Here is a 21,956-nt window from a genome sequence, read left to right on the forward strand (position 1 = left end):
AAGGCGACAGCCACTTCGACTACGACGCCTACGGCAACCTCAGCCAGGAACGACGCGGCGCAGGCCAGCGTCTCACCCGCGATTACCACTACGACAGCCAACACCGACTGATCGGCATCACCCTGCCGGACGGCAGCCACGTAACCTACCGCTACGACGCGTTTGGCCGTCGCATCGCCAAAGAAGTCGACGCCACCACCACCCACTTCATCTGGCAAGGCGAGCGCCTAATCGCCGAAAGCGCGCAACAAAAAGGCCTGCAAGGCATCAGCCACTACTGCAGCTACCTCTACGAACCGGGCAGTTTCAAACCCCTAGCCCAGCTACACGGCGAAGGCGCCAAAGCACAGATCTACCACTACCAACTCGACCACCTCGGCACCCCGCAAACTCACCGACGCACGCGGCAAAATCGTCTGGTCAGCCAACTACCGCGCCTACGGCAACGTCCTCAAACTCGACATCGCAGACGTCATCAAGGGTTGCCCCTAGGGCTTAACGCCCGGTTCCGGCCCGCCCATTTCCGGCGTTATCTCAGGCTCTACGTCTACCTCGGGCTCCCCCACCACCTCAACCCCATCGACCATCTGGTCCTGCACCACTTGCTCATCCACTCGTGGGTCAAGCGCAGCTACCAAGGGTGAGCTGGACATGCTGTCGGGCATGGCGACGTGGTTCAGCGGTGCGTCGTCGACCTGGTGCAGGTTGGTGACGGCGTTCGGGCGGATGCGCCACACCAGTATCAGGCTGGTGACGCTGAAGAATGCATAGAGCATCTGGCTGCCGAGTACTTTCATCAGTACCCCGGCCAATAACGGTCCGACGCTCGCACCAATGCCGTAGGTAACGAGGAGCATGGCGGTTAGCGAGACTCGGCGCTCACTCTCGATGTGGTCGTTGGCAAAGGCCACGGCCAGTGGGTAGATACAAAATTGCAGCAGCGCACACAGGAAGCCGGCCACAAACAGGACTTCGACGGGCACTTCGGGAAAGATCGCCAGCGGTAAGGCTGCCACACCCAGCAGAAAAGCGAAGATTCGGATAAGCAACGGTCGGTCATAGCGGTCTGACAACCAGCCCAGCGGCCATTGCGACACTAAACCTGCAAAGATGCAGCACCCCATGTACAGACCAACCAGTTCGGTCGATAGCCCTTGTTGCGATGCGTAAAGCGGTGCCAAGCCGTAGAACGAGCCGATCAGCAAGCCTGCTCCCATCACGGCGATCAGTGACTGCGGGACGCGCGTGATGAAGAATTTTGGGTCCATCGGCGCAGGCCGCAAAGGCGCCGGGTGGATGCGTCGGGTCATGGCTACCGGTACCAGGCACAGGGCGAAGCATATAGCCACCAGCATCAGCAGTTCAGGCCCCAACTCAGGGTGGACGACCAAAATCAGTTGCCCGAGCATCAGCCCCAAATAGGAAGCAATCATGTACAGGCTAAATACAACCCCACGTTGTTTGGCATCGGCCTGCTCGTTGAGCCAGCTCTCGATGACCATGTACTGGCACATCATGCCGAGGCCGACGATAAGACGCAGCAGCAACCAGGCCGGCAGCCAGTCGGTCAGGCCGTGGCACAGCACCGCCGCACCGACGATACCGGCGCACGTTGCGTAGGCCCGGATGTGCCCGACCCGGGCAATGAGTCGGTGCCCCAGTTTGCCGCCCAGTACCAGACCGCAGTAGTTGGCAGCCATCAGGGCACCAATCCATAACCCGTCGACATTGTCAGCCGCCAGACGCAAGGCGAGGTAGGTGCTCAACAGACCCGAGCCGATCAGCATCATCAGCGAGGCAAAATATAGCGCTCGAAAAGACTTCCAGATTTGGTGCATTGGCTTTCCGTGCGGCTCCTTGTGCAGGTCATCAGCGACCTCAAGGCCGCCAACTGTTACAGATTCGAACGGGCATGTGCCCGTCTGAACAATTAAGCCTGAACCGCCAAAACGCGACGTTCCCAGGGGGTTATTTCGTCATGAAAGCTGGTCAGTTCCAGGGTCTTGGACGCAATGTATCCTTCGATGAACTCATGGCCGAACAGTTCCTTTGCCAGTTCACTGCGTTTGAGACGCTCAAGGGCAGCATGCAAGGTACATGGCAGAGACAACGCTTCAGGCACCTCGAACACACCCTGAATCGCAGCGGTCGGTTCACGCTGATGCTCGATGCCGTACAGGCCGGCTGCCAGACTCGCCGCAATCGCCAGATAGGGATTGGCATCGGCGCCCGGCAAACGGTTTTCGACCCGCCGCGCAACGGGGACGCTGGCCGGGATGCGCAACCCGGCGCTGCGATTGTCGTGTGACCAGCATGCATTGTTCGGTGATGCAAACGGGTGGTAGAGGCGCTGGTAAGAGTTGACGTTGGGTGCAAACAGCGCCGTGAAGTCAGCCATGCACGCCTGTTGCCCCCCGATAAAGTGGCGGAAGGTAGCCGTTGGTTGCCCCGCCTCATCGCTGAATACGTTACGCCCGCTGCTCGTCTCGACCACACTCTGGTGAATATGCATCGAGCTGCCCGCCGTGTGCGCCAATGGCTTGGCCATGCACACCACCGTCAGGCCATGCTTGAGCGCAACTTCCTTAAGCAGGTGTTTGAACAACAGCGTCTGGTCGGCCAGCAACAGCGGATCACCGTGCAACAGGTTGATCTCGAACTGGCTTACGCCCATCTCGTGCATAAAGGTGTCACGCGGCAAATCCAGCGCGGCCATGCACGCATAGACTTCATTGAAGAAGGGCCGTAGACCGTTATTGGAACTGATGCTGAACGCCGACATGCCGTCTTCGCGGCGACCGTCCAGCCCGACCGGGGGACGGAACGCTTGAGTCGGGTCAGGGTTGGCGGCAAATACAAAAAACTCAAGTTCGGTGGCCACCACAGGCGCCAGGCCTAGGGCGGCATAACGGGCGATCACCGCTTTCAACTGGCCACGGGTCGACAGACGCGAGTCGGTGCCCGTCAGTTCAACCGCATCGCAAATAACCAGTGCCCGTGGCGTCTGGCTCCATGGCAAACGGTAGAGCTGCGCCGGGACTGGAATCAACGCGAGGTCACTGTCGTCGCTGCCGTAGAAACGTGCCTCAGGATAGCCACCCATGATGCATTGCAGCATGACGCCTCGGGCCATTTGCAAGCGCCGTCCTTCGAGAAAACCCGCTGCGGTCATTACCTTGCCACGCGGCACGCCATTCAGATCCGGGGTCACACATTCAATCTCATCAATGCCCGCTAATCGCTGCGCGAGTGAGCCGTGACCATCGGTCGTCATGACACTTTCCTTGTTGGTGTGCAAACCGCGAACGGCAATGCGCACAAAATACGCACCCGCCGTTCGTGAATTCAAGCGAGCAGCGCATAAATCAGAATAAACCACAGCGCTTGTAGCCGCTGTCGAAGAATCCTCGCTGCAATAACCCGCCTTACTGTGCGTTACGACTGAAGATGCGGATCACTTCATCCAAGTGCTCGGCCATGGCCTGACGCGCAGCGTGCGGGTCATGCTGTTCGAGCGCTTGCAGGATGCGCCGGTGCTCGTCTTCGGAACGGTGCGGCATGTCATCCGAGGTGTAGTGGCTTTGCAGGCGCTGAAACATGCTGCCGTAACGATGGCCCAACAAATGTTGAATCATCAGCGCATAGGCCGGGTTGTCTGAAGCTTGGGCAATGCGGATATGAAACAGACGGTCGCCGGGATGGGTGTGTGAGTCTTCGCGGTTGTCCTGCACGTTGCGTTCGAACGCCTCGCGAATGCCAGCCAATTCGTCATCGCTGGCATTCAGCGCCGCCAGCGCGGCCGCCTCGGGCTCAATTAAACGCCGGGCCTGAAGCAGCGCAAACGGCGGAATCTCAGCGCTGAAATCCACTTCAATACCCAACTCCGGGTCCAGCTCTATCCACTGGTTGCGTGTGGCCTGGGCCATGACGGGTTCGTTGGAGACCACTTGCACCGGCGGCACACACACAATTACCCCGTTGCCGACACGCACGTCTACCAAGCCGATGACTTCCAGCGCAATCATCGCTTCACGGACCGACGCGCGGCTCACGCCCAACAACTTGGCCAACTCGCGCTCGGCCGGCAAGCGGCTGCCCGGCGGAAATTCACCGCTGTCGATCAAGGCCCGTAGCTGATCAGCAATCTGCCGATAAAGCCTTTGGTTATCAATAACTTGGAATGGCATCGTGAAATTAGCTCTGGTGTGTGCAGCGACTCGCGAGCGCTTTTTCAAGAAAAAGTCACTTGTTGAAGCTTGAGGTGCATGCTACAAAAGGCCCAATGGCCTGACCATTGGATGGATAACGTAAAGCGATAATAGCAAAAACTTATCCCGACGCTGAGTCGATTTGCCAGTTGCTACGCCCTTAATGGCCTGACCATTAGTCCACAATGATCAGCCAACAATAAAAACAATCGACATTGTTATGGAGCACCCATGGATCTTTCCGGCAAACGCGTGCTGATCACAGCCGCAGCCCAAGGCATTGGCCTCGCCAGTGTCCAGGCCTACCTCGCCGCTGGCGCCGAAGTCTTCGCCGCCGACATCAATGCGACCGCCCTCGCCAAGCTTGAAGGCGCGCGCTCTCACCTGCTGGACGTCACCGACGCGGGCGCCATTGAGCGCCTGGCCGAAGAAATCGGCCCGCTGGATGTGCTGTTTAACTGCGCAGGCGTGGTGCACAGCGGCAATATTCTGGAATGCAGTGAGAAAGACTGGAACTTCGCCCTCGACCTCAACGTGACCGCCATGTACCGCATGATCCGCGCCTTTTTGCCGGGCATGCTGAGCAACGGCGGCGGCTCGATCATCAACATGGCCTCGGTGGCTTCCGCCGTTAAAGGCGTGCCTAACCGCTTCGCCTACTGCGCCAGCAAGGGCGCAGTGATTGGCTTGACCCGCTCTGTCGCCGCGGACTTTGTGAGCCAGAATATCCGCTGCAACGCCATCTGCCCCGGCACCGTCGACTCCCCTTCCCTGCGTCAACGCATTCGCGAACAAGCCGAACGCGAAGACCGCAGCGTGGACGAGGTGTACGCCGCCTTCGCCGCCCGCCAGCCGATGGGCCGCATCGGTACGCCAGAAGAAATCGCCCAATTGGCGCTGTACTTGGGCTCAAGTGCCAGCGGCTTTACCACCGGCACCGCACAAATCATTGATGGCGGCTGGAGCAACTGATCCAGCCCCGATTTTGACTTTGATTGTATGTGAGCGGGTTTGCTCGCGATTGCATCACCGCAGTGCTTCAGACAAACCAAGTCGCCAGCATCGCGAGCAAGCCCGCTCCCACAGGATTCTATTCCCCAACCTCAAGGACTCTTTATGAAACTGCTGCGCTACGGCGAAAAAGGCCAGGAACGTCCCGCTCTGCTCGATAACAACGGCCAACTGCGTGACTTGTCCGCAGTGGTCACTGATATCGCGGGCGACACCCTCAGCCCGCAAAGCATTGCCCGCTTGAAAGAAATTGACCCGTCTACCCTGCCGCTCGTCCAAGGCTCTGCGCGCATTGGCGCGTGCGTCGGCCAGGTCGGAAAGTTCATCTGCATTGGCCTTAACTACGCCGACCACGCCGCCGAAACCGGTGCGGCCATCCCCGCCGAACCCGTGGTGTTTAACAAGTGGACCAGCGCCATCGTCGGCCCGAATGACAACGTCGAAATTCCGCGTAACTCACGCAAAACCGACTGGGAAGTCGAGTTGGGCGTGGTCATCGGCACAGGCGGTCGTTACATCAGCGAAAGCGACGCAATGGAGCACGTGGCGGGTTATTGCGTGATCAACGACGTGTCCGAGCGCGAGTTTCAGCTGGAACTGGGCGGTACCTGGGACAAAGGCAAAGGCTGCGACACCTTCGGCCCGCTCGGCCCATGGCTGGTGACCCGCGATGAAATCGCCGACCCGCACCAACTAGACCTGTGGCTGGAAGTCGACGGCAAGCGTTACCAGAACGGCAACACCCGGACGATGATTTTCCAGATCCCGAAAATTGTCAGCTACCTCAGCCAATTCATGAGCCTGCAACCCGGCGACGTGATTTCCACCGGCACCCCGCCCGGCGTTGGCCTGGGCATCAAACCCGAACCGGTTTACCTGCGCGCTGGCCAGCACATCCGCCTGGGCATCAGCGGGCTGGGCGAACAAAACCAACGCACCGTCGACGCCGAATAAGCGGGAGCACGCCATGACTACTATTACCGCCGTACGCGTTGAAGACATTCGCTTCCCCACCTCGCAATCACTGGACGGCTCGGACGCGATGAACCCGGACCCTGACTATTCAGCGGCCTACGTTATCCTCGAAACCGACACCCCGAGCCTCGAAGGCCACGGCCTGACGTTCACCATTGGCCGCGGCAACGAAATCTGCTGCGCTTCGATCAAGGCCCTCGCGGGCCTGATGGTGGGTCTTAAGCTTGAGTGGATCGCCGAAGACATGGGCCGTTTCTGGCGCTACGTGACCAGCGACAGCCAACTGCGCTGGATTGGCCCCGACAAAGGCGCCATTCATTTGGCCACCGGCGCCGTGGTCAACGCCGCATGGGACCTGTGGGCCAAGGCCGAAGGCAAACCGGTGTGGCGTCTGGTGGCTGACATGAGCCCCGAACAATTGGTGCGCTGCATTGATTTTCGCTACATCACTGATTGCATCACCCCCGCCGAAGCCCTGACATTGCTGCGCGAACGTGCCCAAGGCAAAGTCGAACGCCTCGCCTTACTCGAAGCCGAAGGCTACCCGTGTTACACCACCTCAGCGGGCTGGCTGGGTTATGCCGATGAAAAACTGCGCAGACTGTGCCAGGAAGCCGTCGACGCGGGCTTCTCCCACGTCAAATTGAAAGTCGGCCACGACCTGCAAGACGATATCCGCCGCGTGCGTATCGCCCGCGAAGTGCTCGGCCCGGATCGTCAGTTGATGATCGACGCAAATCAGGTGTGGGAAGTCGACGCGGCCATCGGCTGGGTGCGCGAACTGTCGTTCGCCAACCCGTGGTTTATCGAAGAACCGACCAGCCCGGACGACGTTGAAGGCCACCGCAAAATCCGCCTGGGGGTCAGTCCGGTCAAGGTCGCGACCGGCGAAATGTGCCAGAACCGCATCGTGTTCAAGCAACTGATCATGCGCGAAGCGATAGATGTGGTGCAGATTGATGCCTGCCGCCTCGGCGGGGTTAACGAAGTACTGGCCGTGCTGCTGATGGCTGCCAAGTACAACTTGCCCGTGTGCCCGCATGCCGGTGGCGTAGGCCTGTGCGAATACGTGCAGCACCTGTCGATGATCGACTACCTGTGCATCGCCGGGACTCATGAAGGCCGCGTGGTCGAATTTGTTGACCATTTGCACGAACACTTCGAAGACCCGTGCGTGATCCGCAATGCCGCCTACATGCCGCCACAGGCGCCCGGCTTTTCGATCCAGATGAAAGCCGCATCCCGCGAGCACTACCGCTATCGGGGCTAAACCACACCACTGAACGGGCGGAGTACAACAACAATGTCGTCCACAGACCCACTGCGACTGGATGCGCATCAGCATTTCTGGCGCTATGACGCTGCCGGCTATCCCTGGATAGGCCGCAACATGGCGTGCTTGCTTCGGGACTTTACCCCTGATGATCTGCGGCCCTTGCTTGATCAGGCCAAGTTCGATGGCTGCATTGCCGTGCAAGCCCAAGCGCGTGAAAGCGAGACCGATCGGCTGTTGCTGCTGGACGAGCGTTTCCCGTGGATTCGGGCCGTGGTGGGCTGGGTCGCGATGTTCTTCTTTATCTCGATCATGTTCTCAACCCTGTTTGCCATGGTCGTGAAAAACCTCGGCGCGCATACCAAGCGCGGCAGCTCATTCATGATCATGGCCACCGCTGCCGTGGCCTACCTGTTGCCGATGAGCTGCTTTGTGATTGTCGAGGCCTATACCCGCGCGCCCCTGAAAAATCGTTAATCGCTGTATTCCACAAGAAAAATAACAGGAGCACATTATGTCTAATCCGGTATTGAAACAGGCCCTCAGCAAGATCCGCTGGCGCATTTTGCCCTTTGTCGCGTTGATGTTCGCGATGGCGATTATTGACCGTTCAAACATTGGCTTTGCCAAACATGCCCTACAGGCCGACACCGGACTGAGCAACGCTGCCTTTGCCTTGGGTGCAGGTATTTTCTTTATCGGTTATGCCGTGTTTGAAGTGCCTAGCAACCTGATGCTGCACAAAATTGGCGCCCGCATCTGGCTCAGCCGGATCATGGTCACGTGGGGCTTGGTGTCAGCGGCAATGATGTTTACCCACGACGAAACCAGCTTCTACATCCTGCGTTTCTTGCTCGGTGTAGCCGAAGCGGGCTTGTCGCCAGGCGTGGTGCTGTACCTGACCTACTGGTTCCCGCAGAACCAGCGCGGCTCGGCCTACGGCATTTACTACTTTGGTGTGCCGGTGTCGCTGATGGTCGGTGGCCCGGTGTCTGGCTGGCTACTCGAAAGCGCGCAATTTGGCCTGACCGGCTGGCAATGGATGTTCGTCACCGAAGGCCTCGCCGCCTCCATCATCGGCGTGTTCGCGTTCTTTTATCTGACCGACAAGCCGCGTGATGCCAAATGGCTGAGCATTGAAGAAAAAGCCGCCGTCGAGCATGAATTGGAAAAAGAGCATCTGCTCAAGGCCGACAAAGGCCCATCGTCGTGGCGCTCAGCGCTGATCAACCCGCTGGTGCTGTACTTCACCCTCATCTACTTCACGATTCAGGTCAGCGTGTATGGCGTGCTGTTTTACCTGCCGACACGGATCGCCGAACTTCTCGGCACCGGCATCGGCTTGAAGGTCGGCCTGCTCACCGCGATCCCATGGATTGCCACCGTCATTGTGCTGTTTGCCGTCACCCGCTACGCCGACCGCAAAGGCCAGCAAACCCGTTTTGCCGCGCTGATGCTGGCATTGGCAGCGGTGGGCATGGTCGGCTCGACCTTAAGCGGCAGCCTACCGTTGGTGATCCTCGCGTTCTGCTTGGCCGCGGCAGGTTTTATCACGGTTCAACCGTTGTTCTGGACCTTGCCGACGCGCTTTTTGAGCGGCGCTGCGGCGGCCAGCGGAATCGCCGTGATAGGTGCGTTGGGCAACCTGGGCGGCTTTCTGGCACCAACGGTCAAAACGTGGGCCGAGGGCTACTTCAATAGCACGCACGCCGGGATGTACTTCTTGGCCGGTACGGCACTGATTGGCGCATTGATGCTGCTGCGTTCAGCCAGAAGCGGGGGGGCGCCGGGCAAACGGATTGATCCAGCCCGAGTGGCGCCATCCGCCTGACGAACAGGCAGTGAGAGCGGGCTTGCTCGCGAAGGCAGCAACGCGGTATGGCAGGTGCACCGCGTCGCCAGAATCGCGAGCAAGCCCGCTCCCACAAGAGATAAAAGGTTCCTCTGGGTATTTCCTCAATCAAGCGCGTACACTGCCGAAGTTATTTCGGTATGTTACGAAGGAAAGAAGTCGGTCAAATTCCGACGCGGTCGCGCCACTGTAGTCGGCTCCTTGCCGAAAGCCAGATCTTCCTTTGCCTTATGCACTCTTGCCGGGACGCGAAATCCCAGAGGTAATCATGGCTTACAGCGCTTCAACTCAGACTGACATCTCCATTCCTGCCATTCCCCTAGGCGACATTTTGCCTTGGGCGATCTTCGGCGGCCTGTTGCTGATGCTGGCGATTTATTTCGTCGGTGCCGAACAAGGCGCAGTGGCCGTTTTCAAGGGCATGTACGTTCACGAATTCGTACACGACGGCCGCCATCTGCTGGGCTTTCCCTGCCACTGATCCGAGGATTTCTACATGACTGGTCGTTTACTCGTCAGGGGCATGCTTGTCGGTCTGATTGCTGGCCTGCTGGCTTTCGGCTTTGCCAAAATATTTGGTGAGCCACAGATTGATAGCGCAATCGCCTTCGAAGAAAGCATGTCCCACTCCCACTCCCACGGTGATGCCGAGGAAGAAGAACCCGAATTGGTCAGCCGCGAAGTGCAAAGCACGTTCGGCCTGTTGACCGGGGTGGTGGCGTACAGCGCGTCACTAGGCGGCATTTTTGCCTTGGTGTTTGCGTTCTCGTTAGGCCGCATCGGCAACGTAGGCCCGCGCGGCCTGTCTGCGCTATTGGCGTTGAGCGCGTTTGTGGTGCTGTTTCTGGTACCGGGGATGGTATACCCGGCCAACCCGCCGTCTGTGGGCGACCCGGATACCATCGGCAAGCGCACGCAGTTGTTCTTTCTGATGCTACTGGTGTCGGTTGCAGCTGCGGTGATTGCAATCAGTGCGGGCCGCAAGTTCATCGCCAGCTCGGGTCTGTGGAATGGCGCGATCAAGGGCGTAGCGCTGTATCTGGTGATTGTCTCGATCGCGGGCTTCCTATTCCCGACGTTCAATGAAGCGCCGGACGGGTTCTCAGCCCTGCTGCTGTGGAAATTCCGCGTGGCAGCGGTGGGTATTCAAGTGGTGATGTGGACCGCCTTGGGCCTGATTTTCGGTGCAGTGGCTGAACGCTTGCTACTAGCGAACAAACCTTACAACGCCTAAATCCCCCGTAGGAGCACGCTTGCTCGCGATCTTTTGATGGGTCAAAAGATCGCGAGACAAACTCGCTTCTTGGGTGATTCATGCCGTTGCGGGGACTCCATCAACGCGTGAAACAGGTGCAGAAGGCTCTTTAAGCAGAACAAAGTAGGCGACTGCCGAGCACAACGCGACCACCGCACTGATCACGAAGGCCGACGAGAACGAGCCACTCTGTTGCACGCTGAACCCGGTAAGGATCGGCGCAATCGAGCCCGCCAAATAGCCGCCAAAGTTCTGGATAGAACCAAACGAAGCCACACGTTCAGACGGCACGATGGTGTTGACGATCATCCACGCCGTGGCGCTAGAAATGTTGATGAAGAACATGGTCAGACACAGCAGCACCACGCACGCCACGACGTTGGTAGTGAAGGCCACGATCAGGGTAAACAGCGCCCCGCCGAGCAAGCCCAAAATGACCATGAGTTTGCGGCTGGCCAGTACCCGCATACCGCGCGCCACCAATTTGTCGCAGCAGCGACCCGCAACGATGGTCCCCACCGCTCCAAACAAGTAGGCCAGTGAAACCACCCAGGCGGTGCGGTACAGGTCCAGGCCGTGCTCACGCTCGAAGTAGCCCGGCAACCAGGTCAGGTTGAGCCAGATCATGTAAATCACGCCCATAAAGCCCAGAAACGCGCCCCAGGTGTTGCGGTCTTTGAACAGTGACGTCCAGCGCAGTTTTGGCGCCTTTTTTTGCTGCACTTCCACCGGCTCTGCACGGCCAGTGGCGGCCATGTATTCGGCTTTGCTTTTGTAGAACTTGAACCAGCACACCGCCAGCAGCAAGCCGATGATGCCCGTAAGAATGAACATGCCGCGCCAGCCCAGGTGCACCATGAACAGCGTCAGTAAAGGCGGCGCCAAGCACGGGCCGATGCAGGTCGACGACCACACCCAGCCGGTGGCAGTGCCCCGCTCTTGAGTGTCAAACCACTCGGACAAGGCTTTGGCCGCCGAGGGAAACACCGGCGCTTCGCCAATCCCCAGCAAAACCCGAAGGCCAACCAGATGGCCGTAGCTGCTGAACAAACCAAAGGCGCCTTGTGCGAGCGACCAGACCACCAAGGAACCGCCGAGCGCCAGCTTGCTGCCGAGCTTGTCGATCAACGCGCCGAGGGGTAATTGCGAGAAGGCGTAGGCCACGGAAAAAGCTGAAAGCATGATGCCCATTTGCATTGGGCTGATGGCCAGATCTTTCTGGATGGAGGTGTTGGCGATGGAGAGCGCACTGCGATCGAGGTAGTTGACTACGCCAATCAGGAACAGGAAAAAAATAGTCAGTGTCTTGTAGTTTTTTATTGTTTTCATACGCGCCTCTAATGAGCGATGGCGCCCTACCCGAGTGCAAGCACGGGTGGACGACCTGCACTCTAGAGCGCCACTTGTGCGCTGCCCAATCACAAGATTCCATCAGTCAATAACCCCGAGTTATTGAGGCGTCTGGCGGGCACCACGCACGGCATCGGGGCCGTTTAACAAGGCGTCGATAAAGGCCTTCATCGACCAACTGGGGGGCTCGTTGCGCCGGGTAATGATGCCGTAGTCGGCCAGAACCAGCGGAAAAGGCAGCGCCAGACGGGTTAGGCGCCCGGCCTGAATTTCGGGCTCGGCCATGGACTCGGCCAGCATTGCGACCACCGGGGCGGTTTGCAGCAACTGCATGGTGGTTTGCAGCGAGACGGTTTCGACGGTGTTTTCCGGGGTTTGCATGCCCGCTTCGACAAAGGCCCGCTCCAGCCGCGCGCGCATCGGCGTGCCTGTCGGGTAGACCACCCACGGCCAACTCCCGAGTTCGTTCAGCGGGATTTCGCTGGCGCCTGCCAACGGGTGCTGGCTGCCCGTGACCAAGCACAGCGGTTCTGGCGCCAAGGCTTGAAAATCGAACAGTTCACGATGGCGATCGAGGGTAAAACGCGCCACCACCAAGTCCAGTTGCTTGTGTTCAAGCATGGTCAGCATATTGGCGCTGGTGCCTTCAAGCACTTCAATCGTCAACAGTGGCCATTGCTGTTTGACCTCGACAATCGCCGCTGGCACTGCAATGGCCGTGGCCGCATAGATGGTCCCGATCTTCAGAAAACCATGCCCGCCTTGGCGCAGATGGTTGATCTGGACGACGAACTGCTGGGAGTCGTTGAGGGCGATTTGTGCAAAACGCGCCACGTGGCTGCCCAGGTCGGTGAGCGACATGCTGCGCGGCAGCCGCGCAAACACATCAAAGCCCAACTGGTGCTCGATCTCGCGCAGCATCTTGCTGACCGCAGGTTGGCTGATGCTCATTTCCTGGGCGGTGGCGTGCATGTTTTGCGTGCGCGCCAGGGTGTCGATCAGCACCAAATGGCGGAACCGTAACCAGTTGCACAGTTGATTGAACCCGACATCTGCCATCCGATAACCTCCAGTTATTAAGGCTTGAGAATATCTCATTGGCGATTATCGGAGCGCAACATTAGTGTTAAGCCGTTGGGCCAAATAAAAATAATGGAACTGCTCTCATGAACCTCGCCAACAAACGCGTTCTTGTTACAGCTGCGGCCAATGGCATTGGTCGAGCATCGGTACTGGCCCTGCGTGATGCCGGTGCGAACGTGATCGCTACCGACCTGAATATTGACGCCCTGCAAGACATCCCTGGCATTCAAGCGTTGCAACTGGACGTGACCCAGACCTCGGCCATTGAGGCCATCAGCCAGCAGGTTGGCACGCTTGACGTGTTGTTCAACTGCGCGGGGTTTGTGCACAGCGGCGCATTGCTGGAGTGCGATGACAGCGCTTGGCAGTTCTCCTTCGACCTTAATGTCACGGCCATGTACCGGATGATCCGCGCCTTTTTGCCGGGCATGCTGGCAGCAGGCGGTGGCAGCATCATCAACATGGCCTCGGTCGCCTCCAGCATCAAAGGCGTGCCCAACCGTTTTGCCTACACCGCCAGCAAAGCCGCAGTGATTGGTTTGACCAAATCGGTGGCCACTGATTATGTCGGTCAAGGTATCCGGTGCAACGCCATTTGCCCTGGCACAGTGGACTCGCCCTCGCTGCGCCAGCGCATTGGCGAACAGGCACGCGAGCAAGGGCGCTCGGAGGCCGAGGTCTATCAGGCCTTTGTTGATCGCCAGCCCATGGGCCGCATTGGCAACGTTGATGAAATCGCCCAATTGGTGCTGTACCTGGCCAGCGATGCCAGCAGCTACACCACCGGCACCACCCAGATCATTGATGGCGGGATGAGCGTTTAACCCTCCTACAGAAAAATAAGGTTTCCAATTCAATACAGGAGCTTTTATGAAACTGCTGCGCTACGGCGAAAAAGGTCAGGAAAAACCCGGTCTGCTGGATGCCCAAGGCAATATTCGCGATTTATCGGCGCACATCGCCGATGTCGCCGGTCTAGCACTTGCGCCTGCAAGCCTTGCAGCGCTGAGCGAGATTGACCCGTCCACCTTGCCGCTGGTCAGCGGTTCGCCGCGCATTGGCGCCTGTGTGGGTCAGGTCGGCAAGTTCATCTGTATCGGCCTGAACTACGCTGACCATGCTGCCGAGTCAGGCTTGGCAGTGCCTTCGGAGCCGGTGGTGTTCAACAAATGGACCAGCGCTATTTGCGGCCCCAACGATGACGTCGAAATCCCCCGCGATTCGACCAAGACCGACTGGGAGGTCGAACTGGGCGTGGTCATCGGCAAGGGCGGTCGCTACATCGATGAAAGCAATGCCCTGGACCACGTCGCCGGTTATTGCGTGATCAATGATGTGTCCGAGCGCGAGTGGCAACTGGAGCGAGGTGGCACTTGGGACAAAGGCAAAGGCTTCGATACGTTCGGCCCGCTTGGCCCTTGGCTGGTAACCCGTGACGAAATCAGCGACCCGCACCAACTCAAGCTTTGGCTTGAGGTCGACGGACAGCGCTACCAGAACGGCAATACCAACACCATGGTGTTCCAAGTCCCGGCATTGATTGCTTACCTGAGCCGTTGCATGTCGTTGCAACCGGGCGATGTGATCTCCACCGGCACGCCGCCGGGTGTTGGGCTGGGCGTTAAACCCGAGCCGATCTTCCTGCGCGCAGGCCAGGTCATGCGCTTAGGCATCGAAGGCCTCGGCGAGCAACGCCAACGCACCATACAAGCTGACTGATTCAGTGCTCGAACAACTATAAGAAGCAGGAGCAACACATGCGCATTCTCATCACTGGCGGCACCGGTTTTATCGGCAAGCAACTGGCTCAACGCCTGGCAGACTTGAACACCCTGACCCTCGAAGGCGAAGCGCCACGCACCATTGAACGCATCGTACTGTTCGACGCCTTTGCCGGTGAAGACGTGCCCAATGATCCGCGCATTGAGCTGGTGACCGGCGATGTGGCCGACCCCGACGTCATCGCCCGCGTCACCGATGGCGTGGACTTGGTGTGGCATTTGGCGGCGGTGGTCAGTTCGGCCGCCGAGGCGGATTTTGACTTGGGCATGCAGGTCAATCTGCACGGCCTGATGTTGCTGCTCGAAACCCTGCGCAAACAAGGCACCTCGCCGCGTCTGGTGTATGCCAGCGGTTTTGCCGTGTTCGGCGGCAAGCTGCCGGACGTGGTCGACGATGACACCGTGCTCACCCCGCAATCGTCTTACGGCATGCAAAAAGCCGTCGGTGAGTTGCTGGTGGCCGACTATGCCCGCAAAGGGTTTGTCGACGGACGCGTATTGCGCCTGCCAACTGTGGCCGTACGCCCTGGCAAGCCTAACAAAGCGGCATCGACCTTCTTCAGTTCAATCATCCGCGAGCCGCTGGTGGGGCTACCGGCCGTGTGCCCAGTGCGCCCGGACACACAGGTGTACCTGACGTCGCCACGGCGCATTGTTGAATCGATGCTGCTGGGCATGACCCTGTCGCCGAAAACACTCGGCGGCGAGCGCATCATCCCGCTGCCAGGCGTGACCACCACCGTGGCCGACATGGTCTCGGCGCTGCAACGCGTGGCGGGTGATGAAGTCACCAAGCTGATTCGCTGGGAGCCGGACGCGACCATCCAGCGCATTGTTGAAAGCTGGCCGAGCAAGGTCCAAGCACCTCGTGCGCGTGCATTGGGCTTTACCGCCGACCCGGATTTTGATGCCATCGTGCGAGCGCACATAGAAGACACCGCTGTCTGATCCCCCCCTGTAGGAGCGAGCTTTTAAAGACCAAAAGATCGCGAACAAGCTCGCTCCTACAGAAAAACAACAATAAAAAATGAGGCCGTGCGATATGACCACACCACTTCCAGATGTCACAGACATCGAACAACAGACGATCAAACGCGTTACCAAACGCATGATCCCCTTTCTTATCCTGCTATTTGTGGTCGCCTTTCTGGATCGCAACAACGTCGGATTCGCCGCGCTGCGGATGAACGACGACATCGGCATCAGCCAGACCTTGTATGGCCTGGGTGCGGGTATTTTCTTCCTCGGTTACTTCATCTTCGAAGTGCCGAGCAACGTCTTGCTGCACCGCTACGGCGCCCGCGTATGGATCGCTCGGATCATGGTGACCTGGGGCATCATCGCAGGCGCCATGGGCTTTTTGCAGACACCGGTGCACTTCGTTTCGCTGCGTTTTCTGCTGGGCATTGCTGAAGCCGGGTTCTTCCCGGGGGTGATTTACTTGCTGTCGCTGTGGTTCCCGAGCCGCTATCGCGCCCGCATGATCGCCACCTTTTACCTTGGCGTACCTATCGCTCAGGTCATCGGCGCACCGCTGTCGGTAGGCCTGATAGAAATGGGCGACGCGCTGGGTTTTGTTGGCTGGCGCCTGATGTACATCGTTGAAGCCGTACCCGCCGTGATCTTGGGCGTGGTCTGCTACTTCTACCTCACCGACCATCCTCACCAAGCGCACTGGCTGACCGATGAGCAGCGCAACTGGCTGATCAACACCCTGGAAAACGAAGAGCGCAACAAACCGCTGGTGGTGGGCATTCAGCCGACCAAATGGGAGATGATCCGCAAAGCGTTGTCCAGCCGTCAGGTGTGGCTGCTGGCGCTGGTGTACTTCGGGATTACCTCGGGCTCCAACGCCATGAACTTCTTTATGCCCACTGTACTGGCGTCGTTCCGTGGATCGTTCGGGCTGGAAATCGGCCTGATGCAAAATGGTCTGATCACCGCTATTCCTTACGCCTTGGCCGCTGTTGCAATGATCTGGTGGAGCCGTCGCTCTGACCGTCTGCAAGAACGTCACTGGCATGCGGGCGGTGCCGCGATGTTGGCCGCCATCTCTATCGCCGTGGCGCTGTGGCTCAACCAGCCGTGGATTATCGTGATCGGCTTTATCTTGTTGGCGATGGGCGTTTACAGTGCGATCAACGTGTTCTGGGCGGTGCCTGGTCAGGTGCTAACAGGCCTTGGGGCCGCCGCGGGGATTGGCTTGATCAACTCTATCGGCAACCTCAGCGGTTTCATTGGTCCATACCTCACCGGCTATCTGTTCAACGTGACGGGCAGCTACACCCCGGGCTTCCTGGTGATTGCCGCACTGGTCGGCGCCGGTGGTCTGGGCATGGTGCTGATGCCGCGCAACAAAGTTTCTCTAGGTAACTCGACACAATCTGCATCCGTGGGAGGCAAGGCATGACCCTGCAAACCGTAGCGTTTATCGGCACTGGGATCATGGGCAAGCCCATGGCCCGCAACCTGCTGCACGCCGGCTATCCGGTACGGGCCTGGAATCGCTCGGCCACTAAGGCGCAGGAATTATCTGCGCAAGGTGCCGAGGTATTTGACACACCGGCCTTGGCGGCAGACGGCGCTCAGGTGCTGATTTGCATGCTCAGCGACGGCCCCACCTGTGACGACGTGCTGTTTGGCGAAAACGGCGCGGCGAGGGCCTTGGCCCCCGGCGCGCTGGTGGTGGTGATGAGTTCGATTCCCGTCGAAACTGCCGTTGAACACGCCCGTTTGAGCGCAGCCCTGGGGCTGCGCTACCTCGACGCTCCGGTGTCGGGGGGCGAGCGCGGGGCACGCGACGCCAGCTTGGCGATCATGGTCGGCGGCGAAGAGGCTGCGTTCGAGCAAGGCCGCGACGTGCTGGCGGCCATGGGCCGGCCAGTACACGTTGGCCCGGCAGGAACAGGAGAACTGTCAAAGCTGGTCAACCAGTTGATCGTCGCCAGTACTATCGCCGCTGTCGCTGAAGGCCTGCTACTGGCCGAACGCGGCGGCGCCGACCCAAGCAAAGTGCACGAGGCGTTGATGGGAGGGTTTGTCGACTCGCCGATCTGGCGCCAACATGGTCAGCGCATGCTGACCAACGATTTCACCCCCGGTGGCCCGGCCAAGTGGCAGCTCAAAGACACACGCACTGCCTTGGCCCATGCACAAAAACTGGGGCTTACACTGCCGGTCGGCCTGCGGGTCGACGGGCTGTTTCAATCCATGGTTGACGCCGGTGACGGCGAACTCGACCACGCGGGGCTGATCCGTCAGCTACGCCGCCACAATTCACTGCCTGAATAAAAATAATCTGCTGGAGCCTGCCATGACCGATTCAACCCCACGCCGCCTACGCAGCCAGTTATGGTTCGACGATCCCAGCCATGCGGACCTGACGGCGCTGTATGTAGAGCGTTACATGAACCAGGGGCTGACCCGTGCCGAGCTGCAATCGGGGCGGCCGATTATCGGGATCGCCCAGACCGGCAGCGACTTGACGCCGTGCAACCGCCATCACATTGAACTGGCCAAGCGGGTCAAGGATGGCATTCGCGACGCAGGCGGGATCCCGATGGAGTTCCCGGTACACCCGATTGCCGAGCAATCGCGCCGCCCTACCGCCGCGCTGGACCGAAACCTGGCCTATTTAGGCTTGGTGGAAGTGCTGCACGGCTACCCGCTGGATGGCGTGGTGCTGACCACCGGCTGCGACAAAACCACCCCGGCGTGTCTGATGGCCGCTGCCACGACAGACTTGCCGTCCATCGTGCTGTCCGGCGGGCCGATGCTCGATGGTTGGCACAAAGGCCAGCGTATCGGCTCAGGCACCGTGCTATGGCATGCGCGCAACCTGCTCAGCGCGGGCGAGATTGATTACGAGGGGTTCATGACCCTGACCACGGCATCGTCGCCATCGGTGGGCCACTGCAACACCATGGGCACTGCGCTGTCGATGAACGCGCTGGCCGAGGCGTTGGGCATGTCACTGCCTGGCTGTGCGAGCATCCCGGCACCGTATCGTGAGCGCGGACAAATGGCCTATGCCACGGGCATGCGGATCGTTGATCTGGTGCGTGAAGACGTGCGCCCATCGCAGATCATGACCCACGCCGCCTTTGAAAACGCCATTGCCGTGGCCTCGGCACTCGGTGCATCCACCAACTGCCCGCCGCACCTAATTGCCATTGCCCGTCACAGCGGCATCGACCTGTCGCTGGAAGATTGGCAGCGCGTGGGCGAAGACGTGCCGTTGTTGGTGAACTGCATGCCCGCCGGTGAATACCTAGGCGAAAGCTTCCACCGCGCAGGTGGCGTCCCGGCAGTGATGCACGAACTGGACAAAGTAGGCCTTCTGCACCGCGATTGCCTGACCGTCAGTGGTCGCAAAATGGGCGAAGTAGTAGCCGATTGTGTGACCGGCGACCGCGACGTGATCCGCTCCTACGAAGACCCACTGATGCACCGCGCAGGCTTTATCGTGCTCAGTGGCAACTTCTTCGACAGCGCGATCATGAAGATGTCGGTGGTGGGCGAAGCCTTCCGCAAAACCTACCTCAGCGACCCGGAGCAACCCAACAGCTTTGAAGCGCGGGCCATTGTGTTCGAAGGCCCGGAAGATTATCAGGCCCGCATTAACGACCCGACGCTGAACATCGATGAGCGCTGCATTCTGGTGATTCGTGGCTGCGGCACCGTGGGCTTTCCCGGCAGTGGCGAGGTGGTGAACATGGCCCCGCCTTCTACGATGATCAAGGCCGGTATCGACTCGCTGCCGTGCATGGGTGACGGTCGCCAGAGCGGCACCTCGGCCAGCCCGTCGATCCTCAACATGTCGCCTGAGTCAGCGGTAGGCGGTGGCCTGTCATTGCTGCGCACCGGCGACCGCCTGCGCGTCGACCTAAATGCGCGCAGCGTCAACCTGTTGGTCGACGAAGCCGAACTCGACGAGCGCCGCAAAGAACCGTTGCCACCCTTGGCCCCGTCACAAACCCCGTGGCAGGAGTTGTACCGCCAATTGGTTGGCCAGTTGTCCACGGGCGGCTGCCTGGAACCGGCCACCTTGTACTGGCGCGTGATCCCAGAAAACGGCCCGCCTCGCCACTCTCACTAACTGTCATACCGCCCTTAAGGAGCGAGCTCTCAAGATCAAAAGATCGCGAGCGAGCTCGCTCCTACAGGGGGCGTTCGCGCAAAATTTAAGGATTGCCCTATGAAAACGCTGCAATTAAACATTGAAAACTCCCTGCCGCAAGACTGGCAACGCGCAACACTGGTCGGTCGTGTCTGGCTACCCGGCGAGCGTGGCGGCCCGGCGGTGGTGGTGATTCGTGACGGTGAAGTGCTCGATTGCACGGCCCATTTCCCAACCCTGAGCCTGCTGCTGGACCACGACCAGCCGTTGCAGGCCGTGCGTGAAATCAGCGGTACTTCGCTGGGGTCAATTCAGGACCTGCTGGCTAACAGCAGCGAACAGCGCGACCCTGCCAAACCTTATTTATTGGCCCCTGCCGACCTGCAAGTAATCAAAGCTGCTGGCGTGACGTTTGCGTCGAGCATGATCGAACGCGTTATCGAAGAAAAAGCCGGCGGCGATGCGCTGCGTGCCGAAGAAATACGCGGCATGGTGCACGCCGTCATCGGCGACAACCTGCGCGACCTCAAGCCCGGCTCGCCAGAAGCGATGCGCCTCAAACAGGTGCTGATCGAACAAAAAATGTGGTCGCAATACCTGGAAGTCGGCATCGGCCCGGACGCAGAAATATTCACCAAGGCACCGATTCTGGCCGCCGTGGGCAGCGGCAACGCAATCGGTATCCATCCGGGTTCGAGTTGGAACAACCCTGAGCCAGAAGTGGTGCTGGCCGTCGACAGCCGTGGCCGCATTCACGGCGCGACGCTGGGCAATGACGTCAACCTGCGCGACTTCGAAGGCCGCAGCGCGCTGCTGCTGAGCAAAGCCAAAGACAACAACGCCTCGTGCGCGCTCGGGCCGTTTATCCGCCTGTTCGACGAACACTTCAGCCTCGACGACGTGCGCAACTGCGAAGTGACCCTGCGCGTTGAAGGCCAAGACGGCTACGTACTCAACGGCAAAAGCTCGATGAACCAAATCAGCCGCGACCCGGCCGACCTTGCCGAGCAGACGCTAAACGAAAACCACCAATACCCGGACGGCTTCGTACTGTTCCTCGGCACCCTGTTCGCACCGACCGACGACCGCGACCATCCGGGCCAAGGGTTTACGCACAAGGCCGGGGATGTGGTGAGCATCTCGTCCACCAGCCTGGGCGCCCTGCACAACCGTGTGACGGGCAGCGATCAGGCACCGCGTTGGACGTTTGGCGTAAGTGCATTGATCAAGAACCTGGCGGGGCGTGGGTTGTTGGGGTAGGTCATTGCCGATAGGTGTTATGCGGCCCCCACAAGGTGTAGGGCAGGCGCTGATTTACCAGCGCCTGTAAAGACAAAGCTCTCATACCCATCAGATCAAGCGACACACCCAATAAATAGCGTCAACTCCACTATTTGGGGCTCGTCTAAAAGCTTCGCGAACAGTTTTGCTTGGTCGGGTGTTACCTCAGTCTCCCACCCACCTGCCTCCTCTAACGCTTTCCAATCCATAATCCCAAGTGCGTCAGCCTCAAGATCTCCCCCCAAGGCCCGCTTAAATTTCAAAGAATCATCCGGGTCCGGCTCCGGTAAAAAACCCGTTATTTGTAAATACATCGTTTCAGTCCTATTTAGAGGTGGTTCGCCCATTTTTGGCAGGTTTTCTTTGCTCGCCAGTATCGGCATCAAACTCCCCTAAGTGCTTGCCTTGTTTGTCATATATTTCGACAGCACCATGCTGGAAATCCCACTCATAAATTCGCCCTTTACGATCTGTCCATCTACGCCGCTTATGTCCACCTCCTTGCACGCCAGACTTCGGACGTACGCGTGTAGCCTCAGGAAAAGCTGCCAATAAATCGGGCGGTTTGTGATAACCATGCCCCGGCACATTCAAAACAATATAAAGCGGCAACACCCCCGAATCAGCCGGGAACACAAGAATGAAGTCCTTGTAGTCCGGCGGGTAGATCGGGTTGACGATGATGGTGTCGGCGTTTTTAGTTGGCGGGAAGATCCAAATATGCGGCGTGGGTGACGCGCCTTTTAAGGGGGGAATGCCGAGGGTGTT

The 21,956-nt window shown here is 59.2% G+C and carries 20 protein-coding genes and 2 pseudogenes; 15 read left to right on the forward strand and 7 right to left on the reverse strand.

Annotation, left to right across the window (positions count from 1 at the left end):
- Positions 1–474: pseudogene (locus B347_RS25975) on the forward strand (RHS domain-containing protein); the annotation flags it as partial.
- 14 nt (positions 475–488) lie between these two features.
- Here B347_RS25975 and B347_RS0114120 read toward each other — a convergent pair.
- The 3 genes from B347_RS0114120 to B347_RS0114130 form a co-directional block, all read right to left on the reverse strand.
- Positions 489–1,838, reverse strand: coding sequence for an MFS transporter (locus tag B347_RS0114120; RefSeq protein WP_019410342.1), 1,350 nt, complete (start codon positions 1,836–1,838; stop codon positions 489–491).
- 92 nt (positions 1,839–1,930) lie between these two features.
- On the reverse strand, positions 1,931–3,172 hold the full coding sequence (locus B347_RS0114125; RefSeq protein WP_192812379.1) for a glutamine synthetase family protein: 1,242 nt from the start codon (positions 3,170–3,172) through the stop codon (positions 1,931–1,933).
- 253 nt (positions 3,173–3,425) lie between these two features.
- Positions 3,426–4,187, reverse strand: coding sequence for a FadR/GntR family transcriptional regulator (locus tag B347_RS0114130; protein WP_019410344.1), 762 nt, complete (start codon positions 4,185–4,187; stop codon positions 3,426–3,428).
- A gap of 252 nt (positions 4,188–4,439) precedes the next feature.
- On the opposite strand from B347_RS0114130, the gene B347_RS0114135 reads away from it, so the two are divergent.
- The 7 genes and pseudogenes from B347_RS0114135 to B347_RS0114165 all read left to right on the forward strand — a co-directional run bounded on the left by B347_RS0114135 (position 4,440) and on the right by B347_RS0114165 (position 10,553).
- Complete coding sequence (locus B347_RS0114135; protein ID WP_019410345.1) at positions 4,440–5,180, forward strand: SDR family oxidoreductase; 741 nt, start codon at positions 4,440–4,442, stop codon at positions 5,178–5,180.
- 144 nt (positions 5,181–5,324) lie between these two features.
- Entirely contained in the window at positions 5,325–6,173 is an 849-nt protein-coding gene (locus tag B347_RS0114140; protein WP_019410346.1) for a fumarylacetoacetate hydrolase family protein, read from the forward strand.
- Between the two features lie 13 nt (positions 6,174–6,186).
- Positions 6,187–7,464: an L-fuconate dehydratase gene (locus B347_RS0114145; RefSeq protein WP_019410347.1), complete on the forward strand. Its 1,278-nt coding sequence runs from the start codon at positions 6,187–6,189 to the stop codon at positions 7,462–7,464.
- Positions 7,465–7,737: 273 nt separating this feature from the next.
- Positions 7,738–7,944: pseudogene (locus B347_RS26710) on the forward strand (glucose/galactose MFS transporter); the annotation flags it as partial.
- Positions 7,945–7,981: 37 nt separating this feature from the next.
- Entirely contained in the window at positions 7,982–9,298 is a 1,317-nt protein-coding gene (locus B347_RS0114155; protein WP_019410349.1) for an MFS transporter, read from the forward strand.
- A 289-nt stretch (positions 9,299–9,587) separates the two neighbouring features.
- Entirely contained in the window at positions 9,588–9,800 is a 213-nt protein-coding gene (locus B347_RS0114160; RefSeq protein ID WP_019410350.1) for a CbtB domain-containing protein, read from the forward strand.
- 15 nt (positions 9,801–9,815) lie between these two features.
- Positions 9,816–10,553, forward strand: a complete 738-nt coding sequence (locus tag B347_RS0114165) for a CbtA family protein (protein ID WP_033387768.1) — start codon at positions 9,816–9,818, stop codon at positions 10,551–10,553.
- 78 nt (positions 10,554–10,631) lie between these two features.
- Here the strand turns inward: B347_RS0114165 and B347_RS25050 are convergent, their stop codons facing one another.
- A complete protein-coding gene (locus tag B347_RS25050) occupies positions 10,632–11,903 on the reverse strand; it encodes an MFS transporter (protein WP_019410352.1) in 1,272 nt (423 codons plus the stop codon).
- Positions 11,904–12,023: 120 nt separating this feature from the next.
- Positions 12,024–12,983: a LysR family transcriptional regulator gene (locus tag B347_RS0114175; protein WP_019410353.1), complete on the reverse strand. Its 960-nt coding sequence runs from the start codon at positions 12,981–12,983 to the stop codon at positions 12,024–12,026.
- Between the two features lie 107 nt (positions 12,984–13,090).
- Between B347_RS0114175 and B347_RS0114180 the strand changes: the two genes are divergently transcribed.
- The 7 genes from B347_RS0114180 (at position 13,091) to B347_RS0114210 (ending at position 21,167) form a co-directional block, all read left to right on the forward strand.
- Positions 13,091–13,831 carry an SDR family oxidoreductase gene (locus tag B347_RS0114180; RefSeq protein ID WP_019410354.1) on the forward strand — a complete coding sequence of 247 codons (741 nt, stop codon included), beginning with the start codon at positions 13,091–13,093 and terminating at the stop codon, positions 13,829–13,831.
- Between the two features lie 46 nt (positions 13,832–13,877).
- A complete protein-coding gene (locus tag B347_RS0114185; protein WP_019410355.1) occupies positions 13,878–14,726 on the forward strand; it encodes an ureidoglycolate lyase in 849 nt (282 codons plus the stop codon).
- A gap of 38 nt (positions 14,727–14,764) precedes the next feature.
- On the forward strand, positions 14,765–15,736 hold the full coding sequence (gene denD / locus B347_RS0114190) for a D-erythronate dehydrogenase (protein WP_019410356.1): 972 nt from the start codon (positions 14,765–14,767) through the stop codon (positions 15,734–15,736).
- Between the two features lie 94 nt (positions 15,737–15,830).
- Positions 15,831–17,198, forward strand: coding sequence for an MFS transporter (locus tag B347_RS0114195; protein ID WP_019410357.1), 1,368 nt, complete (start codon positions 15,831–15,833; stop codon positions 17,196–17,198).
- Entirely contained in the window at positions 17,195–18,079 is an 885-nt protein-coding gene (locus tag B347_RS0114200) for an NAD(P)-dependent oxidoreductase (protein ID WP_019410358.1), read from the forward strand. The genes B347_RS0114195 and B347_RS0114200 overlap by 4 nt, the downstream gene beginning before the upstream one ends.
- Positions 18,080–18,101: 22 nt before the next feature.
- A complete protein-coding gene (locus B347_RS0114205; protein WP_019410359.1) occupies positions 18,102–19,886 on the forward strand; it encodes an IlvD/Edd family dehydratase in 1,785 nt (594 codons plus the stop codon).
- 99 nt (positions 19,887–19,985) lie between these two features.
- The gene (locus B347_RS0114210; RefSeq protein ID WP_019410360.1) at positions 19,986–21,167 is read left to right on the forward strand and encodes a fumarylacetoacetate hydrolase family protein; all 1,182 of its coding nucleotides are present in this window, start codon (positions 19,986–19,988) and stop codon (positions 21,165–21,167) included.
- Positions 21,168–21,262: 95 nt separating this feature from the next.
- On the opposite strand, the gene B347_RS27190 is transcribed toward B347_RS0114210, so the two are convergent.
- Positions 21,263–21,571: a pyocin S6 family toxin immunity protein gene (locus tag B347_RS27190; RefSeq protein ID WP_033387770.1), complete on the reverse strand. Its 309-nt coding sequence runs from the start codon at positions 21,569–21,571 to the stop codon at positions 21,263–21,265.
- Positions 21,513–21,956: colicin E3/pyocin S6 family cytotoxin (locus B347_RS25980; protein WP_019410362.1), on the reverse strand; the 444-nt coding region annotated here is incomplete at its 5' end. The genes B347_RS25980 and B347_RS27190, both read right to left, overlap by 59 nt.

The sequence above is a fragment of the Pseudomonas psychrophila HA-4 genome (genome assembly GCF_000282975.1).
Taxonomy (GTDB): domain Bacteria; phylum Pseudomonadota; class Gammaproteobacteria; order Pseudomonadales; family Pseudomonadaceae; genus Aquipseudomonas; species Aquipseudomonas psychrophila_A.